General features: G+C 31.6%; 12 protein-coding genes. 4 read left to right on the top strand and 8 right to left on the bottom strand.

Going from position 1 to position 14,066, the window contains the following annotated elements; all coding sequences use genetic code 11:
- Nucleotides 1-310 precede the first annotated feature (310 nt).
- The gene (locus tag AABL81_RS02060; protein ID WP_158209459.1) at nt 311-910 is read left to right on the top strand and encodes a ribonuclease HII; all 600 of its coding nucleotides are present in this window, start codon (nt 311-313) and stop codon (nt 908-910) included.
- Between the two features lie 231 nt (nt 911-1,141).
- Here AABL81_RS02060 and hemL read toward each other — a convergent pair whose 3' ends face one another.
- Genes hemL through AABL81_RS02040 form a run of 4 tightly spaced genes read right to left on the bottom strand, consistent with a single transcriptional unit; the run spans nt 1,142 to nt 4,518 of the window.
- A complete protein-coding gene (gene hemL, locus AABL81_RS02055; RefSeq protein ID WP_158209460.1) occupies nt 1,142-2,422 on the bottom strand; it encodes a glutamate-1-semialdehyde 2,1-aminomutase in 1,281 nt (426 codons plus the stop codon).
- 1 nt (nt 2,423) lies between these two features.
- Nucleotides 2,424-3,299 carry a glucosaminidase domain-containing protein gene (locus AABL81_RS02050; protein ID WP_158209461.1) on the bottom strand — a complete coding sequence of 292 codons (876 nt, stop codon included), beginning with the start codon at nt 3,297-3,299 and terminating at the stop codon, nt 2,424-2,426.
- Nucleotides 3,300-3,311: 12 nt separating this feature from the next.
- Nucleotides 3,312-4,190, bottom strand: coding sequence for a 1-aminocyclopropane-1-carboxylate deaminase/D-cysteine desulfhydrase (locus AABL81_RS02045; RefSeq protein ID WP_158209462.1), 879 nt, complete (start codon nt 4,188-4,190; stop codon nt 3,312-3,314).
- Nucleotides 4,183-4,518: a hypothetical protein gene (locus AABL81_RS02040; protein WP_158209463.1), complete on the bottom strand. Its 336-nt coding sequence runs from the start codon at nt 4,516-4,518 to the stop codon at nt 4,183-4,185. The genes AABL81_RS02045 and AABL81_RS02040 overlap by 8 nt, the downstream gene beginning before the upstream one ends.
- Nucleotides 4,519-4,696: 178 nt before the next feature.
- Here AABL81_RS02040 and AABL81_RS02035 point away from each other — a divergent pair, with 178 nt between their 5' ends.
- Nucleotides 4,697-6,682 (top strand): urocanate hydratase, encoded by a 1,986-nt coding sequence (locus AABL81_RS02035; RefSeq protein WP_158209464.1) that lies wholly within the window; start codon nt 4,697-4,699, stop codon nt 6,680-6,682.
- Between the two features lie 19 nt (nt 6,683-6,701).
- Nucleotides 6,702-7,250 (top strand): DUF4136 domain-containing protein, encoded by a 549-nt coding sequence (locus AABL81_RS02030; RefSeq protein ID WP_158209465.1) that lies wholly within the window; start codon nt 6,702-6,704, stop codon nt 7,248-7,250.
- A gap of 100 nt (nt 7,251-7,350) precedes the next feature.
- Here the strand turns inward: AABL81_RS02030 and AABL81_RS02025 are convergent, their stop codons facing one another.
- Together AABL81_RS02025 and AABL81_RS02020 are read right to left on the bottom strand one after the other, a co-directional pair.
- Nucleotides 7,351-8,481 (bottom strand): hypothetical protein, encoded by a 1,131-nt coding sequence (locus AABL81_RS02025; protein WP_341340251.1) that lies wholly within the window; start codon nt 8,479-8,481, stop codon nt 7,351-7,353.
- A 718-nt stretch (nt 8,482-9,199) separates the two neighbouring features.
- Nucleotides 9,200-10,330, bottom strand: a complete 1,131-nt coding sequence (locus AABL81_RS02020) for a hypothetical protein (protein WP_341340250.1) — start codon at nt 10,328-10,330, stop codon at nt 9,200-9,202.
- Nucleotides 10,331-10,687: 357 nt separating this feature from the next.
- On the opposite strand from AABL81_RS02020, the gene AABL81_RS02015 reads away from it, so the two are divergent.
- Entirely contained in the window at nt 10,688-12,439 is a 1,752-nt protein-coding gene (locus AABL81_RS02015) for an aromatic amino acid hydroxylase (protein ID WP_341340249.1), read from the top strand.
- On the opposite strand, the gene AABL81_RS02010 is transcribed toward AABL81_RS02015, so the two are convergent.
- Both AABL81_RS02010 and AABL81_RS02005 read right to left on the bottom strand, forming a co-directional pair.
- A complete protein-coding gene (locus AABL81_RS02010; RefSeq protein WP_158209468.1) occupies nt 12,434-13,066 on the bottom strand; it encodes a DUF4230 domain-containing protein in 633 nt (210 codons plus the stop codon). The two genes, AABL81_RS02015 and AABL81_RS02010, sit on opposite strands and share 6 nt — an antisense overlap.
- Before the next feature lie 2 nt (nt 13,067-13,068).
- The gene (locus AABL81_RS02005) at nt 13,069-14,025 is read right to left on the bottom strand and encodes a GSCFA domain-containing protein (RefSeq protein WP_341340248.1); all 957 of its coding nucleotides are present in this window, start codon (nt 14,023-14,025) and stop codon (nt 13,069-13,071) included.
- Nucleotides 14,026-14,066 lie beyond the last annotated feature (41 nt).

The raw sequence follows: 14,066 nt of genomic DNA, 5'->3' as shown, positions 1-14,066 counted from the left end.
AAAGTAATCTAAAAACTAACAAACCCTTATGTTTATTAACTTTAAGACACTTTTCAAAGCATAACTAAATACCAACTAAAATACAAATAATGACAAATTGTTACACTTTACATAATATTCTCATTCTAAAACAAACAATTCATCAAATGAGAAAATTAATTTTATCTAAACAAAAAAAATCTCATGTTGCAATTTTTAACATTAAGATAAAAAAAACTAAAACAACCTTTAATTTTAACAACAAAAGCTTCGAGTACCCTTACACAACATTTCATAAAGACTTTTATCTTTGCTCTTCCAAATTACAGATATGTTATTAAAGAATTTTTCTGGACTTATACTTGAAGCCGGAACCGATGAAGCTGGCCGTGGATGTATTGCAGGTCCAGTTACAGCTGCTGCTGTTATATTACCAAAGGATTTTGAGAATGAATTTGTAAATGACTCTAAAAAAATCACAGCTAAACTTCGCTATTCTCTTAGAGAGCTGATTGAAGAAAAAGCACTTACCTATAAGGTAACACATATTTCTGAAGCGATTATTGAAGATCTAAATATTTTACACGCTTCAATTAAGGGAATGCAAGATTCTGTATTGGCTTTAGACCCACAACCAGAGTTCTTAATTGTAGATGGAAATAAGTTTACAGCTATTCCAAATATTCCTCACGAAACAATTGTTAAAGGAGATATGAAGTATCTAAGCTTAGCTGCTGCTTCTATTCTTGCTAAAACATATAGAGACGATTATATGGATAAAATACACGAAGAATTTCCAATGTACAATTGGAAAAAGAACAAAGGATATCCTACAAAAGAACACAGAGACGCTATTAGAAAATATGGTCCTTGTAAATACCATAGAATGTCTTTTAAACTTCTACCTGAACAATTAAAATTAGAATTATAAAAGCTTTATTAAGACCAAATTCGACATTCCTTCGACATTCTTCCCACAGACCTTCGGAAATAAGCCTTTTTTCCGAAGATATCCCGAACGAATGTCGAACTTATCTCGAGCTTAATCCCAATCACACATAAAGCTATGTCAACTATATGTTACTCTTTGTATAAAATAAATATCAAAAAAAAAGCTCCTCTTTAAATTAAGAGGAGCTTTTGTATTTTATAACTGTAAGGATTATGAAAAAATCTTATTTACAGCATTAATTGTATAATCTAAATCTTCATACGTTAATGCATCAGTAATAAACCAAGTTTCGTATGATGATGGAGCAATATATACTCCTTCAGCTAATAAGCCATGGAAGAACTTTTTAAATGTGTCATTATTTCCAAAACCTGCTGTTTCAAAATCGACTACTTCTTTTTCATCAAAGAAAACAGAAATCATTGATCCTACTCTGTTGATTGTAAATGGTACATTATTATCAGTAAGTACTTTTCGCATTCCTTTTTCAAGATAAGCTGTTTTTTCTTCTAAACGATTAAACAACTCTGCATCTTTATTTATCTCTTGCAACATTGTTAATCCTGCAGCCATAGCTAATGGGTTTCCTGACAATGTACCTGCTTGATAAACTGGTCCTACTGGTGCTAAGTAATCCATAATTTCATTTCTTGCCGCAAAAGCACCTACTGGAAGTCCTCCTCCAATAACTTTTCCGAAAGTAACAATATCTGCATTTACACCAAATAACTCCTGAGCTCCTCCTTTAGATAAACGGAATCCTGTCATTACCTCATCAAAAATCAAAAGAGCTCCATATGTATTACATAATGCTCTTAATCCTTCTAAAAATCCTTTTTGAGGAGGCACACACCCCATATTTCCAGCAACTGGTTCTACAATGATTGCTGCTACTTCCCCTTCATTAGCTTTTAAGATTGACTCTACATTTGCTAAATCGTTATAATTAGCTAATAATGTATCTTTAGCCGTTCCTGCTGTTACACCAGGACTATTCGGAGAACCAAAAGTAACAGCACCACTACCTGCTGAAATCAAAAAAGAATCAGAGTGTCCGTGATAACATCCTTTAAACTTAATAATCTTCTCACGATCTGTATATCCTCTTGCTAAACGAACAGCACTCATACAAGCCTCTGTCCCAGAGTTCACAAATCTAATTTTATCAATATTAGGAACCATAGAAACAGCTAACTCAGCAATCTTTGTTTCGATTTCTGTTGGCATTCCAAAAGAAGTACCCAATTTAGCTTTTTCTATTACTGCTTCTACTACAGGAGCATAAGCATGACCTAAAATCATAGGTCCCCAAGAATTTATATAATCAATTAACCTGTTACCATCTTCATCGTATAAATAAGCACCTTTAGCTTCTTTTACAAAAATTGGAGTTCCTCCTACAGATTTAAAAGCTCTTACAGGTGAATTCACCCCTCCTGGAATTACTTTTTCAGCCTCTGCAAAAAGCTTACTACTTCTTTGGTATAACATATTATTTTAATTTTAAAATTTGTCCGATTGAAAGTGATGTACTTGATAACTTATTTATCTTTTGTACTTGAGCTACTGTCATATTATATTTTTTAGAAATAGAATATAACGTTTCTCCTTTTTGTACTACGTGTTGGTTTCTCTTAGACGCAACCGTAGGTTTCTTTGTTTCTTTTACTGGAGTAGTTGATTCTGAAACTACAGCAGCAGCAGTTGATCTTTTGCCAACCACTTCAATATCGTAATCATATAAAGAATAACGTTCTATTATACTAATTAACTTATCTGCATAACGTGGATCAGTAGCGTAACCAGCCTTTTTAAGTCCATGCGCCCAACCTTTATAATCATCTTTCTCTAATCTGAATAAATCATTATAACGTGAACGACCAACTAAAAAAAGCGAATGGTCTCGATATGATTCTTCTGGATTAGCATATTTTCTAAAACATTCGTCAGGAGCATCGTCTGTATGACGTACTGACTCACCTTCCCAACCTTGGTGGCATTTAATTCCAAAGTGGTTATTTGCATTTCTACTTAATGTTCCTTGTCCTGATCCTGATTCTAAAACCCCTTGAGCTAAAGTAATACTCGCTGGAATACCATGATCAGTCATATTTGATTTAGCTACATCTTTATATTTAATGATATAATCTCTAATCATATCAGTTGTTACACTCAATCTCGAAGTAGCTTCTAAAATCTCACGTTCCTCTTTTTTGCGCTCTACCTCAACTTTTTTCAGTTGTGTTCTATACTGTGTCTTAGACACTAATTCCTTCTCTTTAATTTTTTTCCCTGTTAATGTGCTCTTTTTGCTTCCACAGTTAACAAATAAAACAATACAAAATAAAAAGCCGATTTTTCTTAACATAAATAAATGTTGCTAATTTTTAATTTTACTACTCCACCCTTGTAATCCACCTGTGTGAATTGCAAGTATTTTACTTCCTTCTTTAAAGTAACCTTCTTTAATTTTCTGAATCACTCCAAACATCATTTTCCCAGTATAAATAGGATCTAAAAGGACTCCTGTTTCTTCTTGAAAATGCTTTATAAAATTGATTAACTCATCTGTATATTTAGCATAGCCTCCAAAGTGATAGTCTAATATTAAGTCCCAATTTGTTCTATCGGTATACAGTTTTATATCGTTATATAAGAAATCTCCTTTCAAAGCAGGAAACCCTAATACAGTTTGATGTGCTTGTGAACTATTAATAATTCCTGCTATAGTACCCCCTGTTCCTACGGCAGTACAAACATAATCAAAATCACAATCTGTTGGTTTTAAAATTTCTTCGGTGCCTCTTATAGCTTCACTATTTGTACCTCCCTCAGGCACTAAATAAAAGTCGCCATATTGAATACGTAAACGATTAATCACTTCTTCTTCGCTTTTTAATCTGTAATCTGAACGCGATAAGAAACCGAGTTCCATTCCGTCATCTACAGCTTTACTTAAAGTATGATTATCCTTGTACTTCGTTGCCAACTCTTCACCTCTAATAATCCCTATTGTATCAATACCGCAAATTCTACCTGCTGCAGCTGTAGCAGCAATATGATTTGAATAAGCACCGCCAAATGTCAATAGTTTATTATATCCTAACTCTTTTGCTTTAGCTATATTGTATTTTAACTTTCTAAATTTATTTCCAGAAACCTCTTTATGCAATAAGTCTTCTCTCTTAATATATAACTCAATATCATATGGCAATTCTATTGCTATATGTTGGTTATACACATTTTCATTATCAAACATTGTTTCTATTTTTATTTAAAAAAGCAAATGATTTTCTGCTTTGCAGATATGTAAAATCACTTTCAAAACTATATGCTTCTTTTTCAAAACAAATAGCTTTATAAGCTTCTCTGACATCTTTTTTATTAATTAAGTTCCAAAAAAAAGATAGGATATACCAAAGGTAAAAAAACACAACTAAAAGTTCTATTTGTTGTTTTAAATGTATCCTCTCGTGATTTAACAACACCGCATCCTGCTTCATCTCTTGAGAACGCAAAAATATAAATGGAAAAAGCGTTATTCCATCATAATTCTTAGGCACCATAAATCGACATACAACAACCATCTTCTTTAATTTAGATTTAAGAATTCTCCTTGCTTTTTTTTCTAACTTTATTACTATATTACCATCACAAATATGAAGTAAATCACATCAGTAAATTTGTACACAAAAATACTTAATGATTTGCTGTAATAGGCGTACTTACCAAATAAAATACATAAACGAACAAAAAACATATAAAATGACATTTAAAGAGCTTATTCAGCAGGGCATCCCAACAGTACTTCCTGCGAAGAAAGATTATGACGCCACAATAAACCACGCTCCTAAACGCAAGGAAATTCTTTCTGATGAAGAGAAAAAATTAGCATTAAAAAATGCATTGCGTTATTTTGAACCTGAACATCACGCAACTTTATTGCCAGAGTTCAAAGAAGAATTAGAAAAGTATGGACGTATTTATATGTATAGATTTCGTCCTGACTATAAAATATATGCAAGACCTATTGATGAATATCCAGGAAAGTCATTGCAAGCAAAAGCTATTATGCTAATGATCCAAAATAATTTGGACTACGCTGTAGCACAACATCCACACGAATTAATCACTTATGGTGGTAATGGAGGTGTATTCTCAAACTGGGCTCAATATTTACTAACAATGAAATATTTATCTGAAATGACAGATGAACAAACATTAGTAATGTATTCTGGTCACCCTATGGGATTATTCCCTTCTCATAAAAATGCACCACGTGTTGTGGTTACAAATGGTATGATGATTCCTAATTATTCAAAACCAGATGACTGGGAAAAATTTAATGCATTAGGAGTTACACAATATGGACAAATGACTGCTGGTAGTTATATGTATATTGGACCTCAAGGTATCGTACACGGAACAACCATTACAGTGTTAAACGGAGGTAGAAAAATAGCGAAAAATGGCGAAAGCTTAGCTGGTAAATTATTTATTACTTCTGGTTTAGGAGGAATGAGTGGAGCTCAACCTAAAGCAGGAAATATTGCTGGCTGTATTACTGTTTGTGCTGAAGTAAATCCTAAAGCAGTTCATACAAGACATTCTCAAGGATGGGTTGATGAAGTGATTACAGATCTTGATGAATTAGTAACAAGAGTTAAGAAAGCACAAGATGCAAAAGAAATTGTTTCTATTGCTTACCAAGGAAATATTGTAGAAGTATGGGAGAAATTTGATGAAGTTGGCTTATATGTAGATTTAGGTTCTGACCAAACTTCTTTACACAACCCTTGGGCAGGTGGTTATTATCCTGTTGGATTGTCATTTGAAGAGGCTAATGATATGATGGCAAACAATCCTGTTGAGTTTAAAGAACACGTACAAGAATCTCTTAGAAGACAAGCTACAGCAATTAATAAACATACAGCTAAAGGAACGTACTTCTTTGATTATGGAAATGCCTTTTTATTAGAAGCTTCAAGAGCTGGGGCAGATATAATGGCAGAAAATGGAATTGACTTTAAATATCCAAGTTATGTACAGGATATTATGGGGCCAATGTGTTTTGACTATGGTTTTGGTCCTTTCCGTTGGGTATGTGCATCTGGAAATCCGGAAGATTTAGCTAAAACAGATGAAATTGCTTGTCAAGTTTTAGAAGAAATGATGGCTAACTCTCCTTTAGAGATTCAACAACAAATGGCAGACAATATTCGATGGATAAAAGGAGCTCAAGAAAATAAATTAGTTGTAGGTTCTCAAGCAAGAATATTATATGCCGACGCTGAAGGTAGAATTAAAATTGCAAAGGCTTTTAATGATGCTATTGAGGCAGGTAAAATCGGACCAGTTGTTTTAGGACGTGACCACCATGATGTATCAGGAACAGATTCTCCTTACAGAGAGACTTCGAATATCTATGATGGTTCTAAATTTACTGCTGATATGGCAATCCATAATGTAATTGGAGATAGCTTTAGAGGTGCTACCTGGGTTTCTATCCACAATGGTGGTGGTGTAGGCTGGGGAGAAGTTATTAACGGAGGTTTTGGTATGGTACTTGACGGTACTAAAGATGCTGAGAACAGATTAAAATCAATGCTGTTTTGGGATGTTAATAATGGTATAGCACGTAGAAGTTGGGCACGAAATGACGAGGCTATATTTGCTATTAAAAGAGCAATGGAAGCTGAACCATTATTAAAAGTTACTTTACCAAATATAGTAGACGAAAAACTTTTATAATATCAAAAAAATAAATCTTATGAAAACATTGAAATTATTACCCGTTGCTTTCATAATGCTGTTTGTAACCGCTTGTAGTAGTATACAGGTTACTTCTGATTATGACAAAGACGTAAACTTTAATAATTTGAAGACTTACGCTTTTTTTAAAGAAGGAATTGATCATGTTGAATTAAACGACATTGATAAGAAACGTATTCTAAATGCTATAGATCAAACTTTAACTGAAAAAGGGTTACAAAAATCAGATGCAAATCCTGACTTCTTAATCAATATTTTCACTAAGGCTCAAAAACGAGTTGATATTACAAATAATAACAATTTTTATTCGCCATGGGGTTACTATGGATGGGGACCTTATTGGGGACCTAACAATACAACAGTAAGTACATCAACGCAAGGAATACTTTATATTGATATTTTAGATACAAAGAAAAAATCCCTTGTTTGGCAAGGAATAGGTACCGGGGTATTAGGTAAAAATTACAATACTGAAAAAAAAGAAGCTAAGATTAAAGAGTTTGCTCAAAAAATCTTAGAAAATTTTCCTCCAACTAAAGGGAAGTAATCTATTAAAATAAAAAAGGTCGGTGTAATAATTACACCGACCTTTTTGCTTTATAAGGTTATAAATATAAAATATCTAACAGATTTACATTTCAACTTACTTAGCGCGCTAATTTAATATACTTAGCTTGTTCTTTTGTAAACTTATTTAATGAAGATAAATTTGCAACAGCATTACCAGCTTTTTTTGGCTGAATATATAATCCTGAATACTCTCCATCATAATTAACCGCGAAGCTTAACGCTTTTAATGTCATTGCAAATTGCCCACCTAAACCAGTACTTGGATTAGGCTTCTTACCCCAATTAAAGTTAAGACTAACTTCTTCGCCTTCTACTAAGTTAGCAACAAGTTTCTTATCTTTAGCAACAAAGGCATCTATAATTTGAATATCTTTTTTCTGTACATCTTGTGGCCAAACTATTTCTTTGGCATTCTCAGGCAGAATAACAGCTAAATAAACAACTGCAAAATCGGATTCGTTAAAATTAGTATATAGAACATATTCTAAATAATCAATCCCCGACTCTGTAGTAAAAACAAGAGCTTGCCCTTGGTCATTACCAATTACACGTAAAATAGCATTATTAATTTCATACGCTTTATCTCCTACTGTTACAAAGTTACCTTCGGTAGTAGGAGTACCAGGAGCTTCAGAAACAACAACTGTCACTTCATCACTATCGACAAACCCTTCTTTATTTGCTTTGAACTTAAACACACCAACTTCACTACTTTTCCATTTACCTTCTTTTAAACGCAAACCATTGTCTGATACGATTTCAGCATCATTAACTACTTTATCACCATCTGTCACACTAAAAGAAACTTCCTCTCCTACAATTATCTCTGACACATTAGCTTTTAATACTAATTTTTTATTTTCTTTATCTTTATCAGACTCAGTTTCAGCATTAACTTTAATCTTTAAAGGCATACTCTCTTTTAACCCTTCTTTTCTCGCTACAACTTCAAATACTCCTTCTTCTTCAAATAAATGAGTACTTTTTATTTGTTTCTCTCCAATAAATAACTGTGAGTCACTTACGTCTTTACCATTTACAGAAGATGAGAAATTAACCAACTCGCCAACATTAATTTCAGTTTTGTCAGCTTTTAATTCTAATTGATTGATTGTAACGATAATATCTTCAGAATTATCATCACTGCTACAAGATGTTCCAAATGCAACTAACCCCATTGCAAAAAGAAACATTACTAATTTTTTCATAATTATTAATTAATATATTTTAAGTACAAATTAACAATTTTTAATCCAATATTAACAGTTTGGAAATGACAAATATTCAGTTTTAAACACAAAAACAATAAATTAACCACTTTTAAACAATTAACCACACAGTTTTAACAATATAAAAACAAATTTAAAACACAAATCTTACTCAAACTATTATAACAAAACAATCTATACAATTATTATTCACTTCAAGTATATGAATCGATCAATATCAAATTACATTTACTTTAGAATTCCTGGTCTTCGTTCTTCAGTAAATAACGAATTATTTTTAAAAAACTCTTTGTATAATTCGTATTCTCGTAGCGATTACTACCTTTCACTTTTTGTTCAATTTGTACATAAAGGATATTTAACTAAATCCTTAAAGATATTACTCTAATAAAAACATTACAAAACAAATAACTAAGTATTAAGGAATTATTTTAACCCCTTATATGCCAACGTATTTGTACTTTCACCGTAAAAAATCGATAATAAACAATAGGAATACTCTTTATAAATTAAATTCTCCAATAGCACCTATAAAACCTATTTTCAAAGCTAATAAACATAAAAAAAACTATTATGATGTTAACCTCTCTCATAATTTTATAAATAAAAAAAGCTTAGAGAAAATTATAATTTTCCCTAAGCTTTTTCCAGCAGATTACTTTAAAAGTTTATCTTGTAGTACTTTTAGTATCTTAAATTACTTTTTTCTTGATAATTCAACTGTTTTCACTCCATTAAAATTAGTAGCGTTGATTGAATTAGTTTTTTGTTTTTCAGTAAAAACAACTATTTGTCCTTCAAACAAACCAGAAACTTTATCATTAGTACCTGTTAATCCAAATTCAAATACAACTTTTCCTTTACTTGCAGCTTTAATACCAGTATCAAGATCAACTAAATTCATTCCTGAAAGAGTAATTATTGTCTCATTTGTAACAACAGGAGTAGCAATATCTTCCCCTTCACCTTCAAAAGAGAATCCTCCATAAGCAGCAATTTTTATATCACCATCCATAGGAAGTATTTGTACCGCCCCGTCAATTCTTTTGAAAGCAACATTACCCATAATTCTATTTTCAATTTTATCACCATTCATTTTTGCAAGAATCATAGTATACAAATCAATAGGTGTACCTTGGAAATCTTGAGATCCTAAATATGAAAAAAGAGCTTTATCTACTTCATATTGAACTCCATCATAGCTAAAAAAGTTAGTTGTAAGTTTAGTAGGAAGAGCTTTTACAGTATAAACTATCTCGTTACTAACTAATTCTCCTTTTTTAGCAGTAAATTTTAAAGTAGTTTTAGCGTCCGCTTCAGTTACTACATATTCTGTACCTGCGATTTCAACACCATTCTTATGCAACTTAGCACCATCTACATTAACTCCTTCTGCATCAGTAAATGAGAAAGCCAACTTAGCACCCACTTTAACTTCTCCAGCTTCAGTTACTCCTTTTAAAACTAAAGTTTCCTCCCCTGGTTGAGGTTCACCTGTACTTTCACCTTTAACAGTAATTTTTACAGCAGCACTATCTTTAGCACCCTTTTTCTTAGCTACAACTTCAAATTCACCAGCTTTCTCAAATTTATGAGGTGTGTAAATTTGCTCATCTCCAATAAAAAGCTCCGATCCTTTTTCTTCTTTACCATCTAAAGTAACTGAGAACTTTACAGACTCTCCTGCATTAATTTCAGTCTTATCAGCTTTAACCGCTAATTGACCTGCTTCTACTTTAACTGGTTCATCTGAATTGTCATCACTACTACAAGATGCTCCAAATGTAGCTAACCCTGCTACAGCTAAAAACATAAATAATTTCTTCATAAGTATTAGTTTATTAGTTAATTAATTCGATCACAAGATATAAACTTTTTTTCTTTTACAAAATATTAAGTTAAAAAATATCTTAATTAAGTTTTTACCAAATATTATTAAAAGTAAAAACATTAAAATAAACACACTATATAAAAGATATAATTAAAAAATTAACTTATTGATTAAAGTTAATACATTTCAAAAGTCTCAAACAAACTTAATTACAAAAAATATTAAAATAGTATCATTGGTAACTATTGCAAATCATAAATTTAAATTCTAACAACAAGCCAAAAAAAATAACCAATAAAAGTACTAACTATTGTTTTTTACTATATTTACAATGAACATTAATAAATATCACATATGAAACCTCAAGAATATGAAAGCAATGAATTAATTGAAAGATTACCTAATCATTTAAAGCAATTTATCAAACCACAGAATTATGAAGATTATAATCCGATTAATCAAGCTGTATGGCGATATGTGATGCGTAAAAATGTTGATTATCTTTCTAAAGTTGCTCACGAATCATATCTTGAAGGTTTAGAAAAAACTGGTATTTCAGTTGAAAGTATTCCAAGTATGTATGGGATGAATCGTATCCTAAAAGAAATAGGATGGGCTGCTGTGGCAGTTGACGGTTTTATTCCACCCAATGCATTTATGGAGTTTCAAGCATATAAAGTTCTTGTAATTGCATCAGACATTAGACAACTTGAAAATATAGAATATACTCCTGCTCCTGATATTATTCATGAAGGTGCTGGTCACGCTCCTATTATTGCAAATCCAGAATATGCTGAATATTTAAGACGTTTCGGAGAAATTGGTTGTAAAGCCATTTCTTCTGGTCGCGACTATGAAATATATGAAGCAATACGTCTATTATCTATTTTAAAGGAAGCAGAAGGTGTTGATCAAAAAGAAATTGATGCTGCTGAAGAAAGAGTTGAGTACTTACAAAATAATGCAGGAGAACCTTCTGAAATGGCTTTAGTGCGAAATCTTCATTGGTGGACTGTTGAATATGGTTTAATCGGTGAGGTTAACAACCCTAAAATATATGGTGCTGGATTACTTTCTTCTATTGGAGAGAGCGCTTGGTGTATGACAGATAATGTAAAAAAGCTCCCTTATTCAATTGAAGCTGCTCAACAAGGTTTTGATATTACAAAACCTCAACCTCAATTATATGTTACACCTGACTTTGCTTATTTAAGTGAAGTTTTGGAAGAGTTTGCTAATAAAATGGCTTTGAGAAAAGGAGGTTTAATGGGAATTAAAAAGCTAATTGATTCTAAAGCTTTAGGGACTATTGAATTAAATACTGGTATACAAATTTCTGGAGTTTTCACAAGAGTTATAGAGGATGAAGGGAAACCTGCATACGTACAAACAACAGGTAAAACGGCATTAGCATATAGAGAAAAAGAATTAGTAGGCCACGGTACAGAAACACATCCTCACGGCTTTGGAACAGCTTTAGGTAGACTAAAAGGAATCAACCTTGCTATTGAAGATATGAGTCCTCGTGACTTAAAAGCTTATAACCTATACGAAAACAAACCTGTAACCTTAGAATTTGAAGGAGGAATTACTGTTTCTGGAACAAATATTACAGGTATTAGAAATATTCATGGTAAAATCATCTTAATTAGTTTTAAAGACTGTACTGTTAAACATTACGATGAAGTATTATTCCAACCTGAATGGGGAACTTACGATATGGCCGTAGGAGCCAATATTATCTCAGCTTTCTCAGGTCCTGCTGACTACCACAGTTTCGATTTAATAAACCACGTACCATCATCTCATACTATTAAAGCTAAACGAGATGAACAAAGAATAAAATTAGAAAGCTTGTATGCCTCAATTCGAGAATATAGAGAGAAACAAGCTTCTTGTGATTTAAACAATGTTTTAGATATAGTTATCAACGAATATGCTAATGATTGGTTATTGTCAATAGAAATATTAGAGCTTGCTCATACTAACAACAATAACGAATTAACGGAAAAAGCAATGAGCCACCTGAAGTCTTTACAATTAAAAAGACCTGAGGTAGCTCACTTAATAAAAGATGGTATGGATATTATTTTAAATAATTTATAAAGCTAAATCCATCATTAAATCATTATCTGTACTTATTACATTACCTTGATACTCTAAAGTCCAACCTAATGTATTAGTCAAAATTAATATCTTGGAAAGTTCACTTATTAAACGATTCTCAGCATTCGTTTTTAAAGTGGACTTTTCTATTTTAGTTGCAATATCTTTTTTTATCTTTTGGTTTATTTTGTTGTAATCATCTCCTATAAAAGGATTGAATGTACTTTGTTCTACATCGTAAATCTTATAATCAGGATAAATTTGAACTTCTGCTTCTGGAATATATAACAATTGAACTACTTTCCTTTTCTCGTCTATTTGATATTTTAATTGACTTAAATCGTATGCTACTGTTGCTTTTGCATTCACTATGACTACAGCTTTCTTATCAAAAGAGAGTAAGTTTAAAAAATATTTCTGCTGATCTTTGTACGTCATTACTTGAGAGTAGTGGGCTTCTGTAACAACTAATTTACTTACGTTTTTCAATTGTTCTTGAATCAACATAGAATTGTACTGCATATTATCACTGTCCTTTTTAAAAAAAGAATTGTATAATATTGCACCTGAAAACATAAAAAACAACACTATAAATAGTGCATAAATAACTCTTAGTACTTTTCTCATAACTATCTAAAACTCATAAAAGGATATTTTTCTAACAAATAATCAATCTTAGCAATCAACGTATCTAAAAAAGCTAAATGTTGCTCAGCAGTAGGATTAAAAGGTCTATGATTAAGTCCTTTTTGAACCTCCTGAACCTTTTGCATAATAGTAATCATATCAGGATGTATGTATGTACTAACAAAGCGCTCCCAAATGTAATCAACAGCTTGTTCATTTGGATGCAACATATCAGCTTTATAAAAACGATAATCTCTCAACTCATCCATCATAATTTCATAAGATGGAAAATAATTAATACTATTAACTCCTACCTGTTCTATAGCATCATGTAATGCTGTAAACAATAAAGATTTGCTTCTTTGGTTTTCAACAATACCATCTTTAAAATGACGTACTGGAGAAATTGTAAAGATTATTTCTATCCCTGGATTAATTTCTTTTACTAATTTAATGATTTTCAAGTAACTATTTAGTAACTCTTGGTAAGTCAATAACCTTTTAGTAAAATTAGATTGTGGTATTTTATGACAATTAGCTACCACTACACCTGTTTCGTTATGTTCATAAACCCAAGCGGTTCCAAAAGTAATAGCTATAACAGAAGACTCTTTTAAGGCTACTTGTAAATCAAATAACTTTACATTTAACTTAGTAATAATATCTTCTTGTTCTAATTCATTCATATCTGAATGAGCAATAAAAGAACTCCAAACTTCATTATGACAAAACACATCATCTTCAGTAAACTTGTATCCATTGCTTGCATATTCTAAAATACGCTCAATGGCAATAGGATGGAATAAGATCCCAAAAGGATTTACTATACTTTGAAATTGAAATGATTTAAACTTCTCACTCATATTCACAGCAAAACAAGAACCTAATGACACTATTTTATCATTATATGTTATTGGCTTCTTTACTGATTTTATAGGAACTACTGTACTAAACTTCATAAGTTGAAATAATTAAGTATAAAAAAAGATTCTCAATGAGA

The sequence above is a fragment of the Myroides sp. C1519 genome, from assembly GCF_038039755.1.
In the GTDB taxonomy this organism is placed as follows: Bacteria; Bacteroidota; Bacteroidia; order Flavobacteriales; family Flavobacteriaceae; genus Flavobacterium; species Flavobacterium phaeum_A.
The sequence above is the reverse complement of the archived record's forward strand: the minus strand, read 5'-3'. Positions and strand labels throughout refer to the sequence as shown.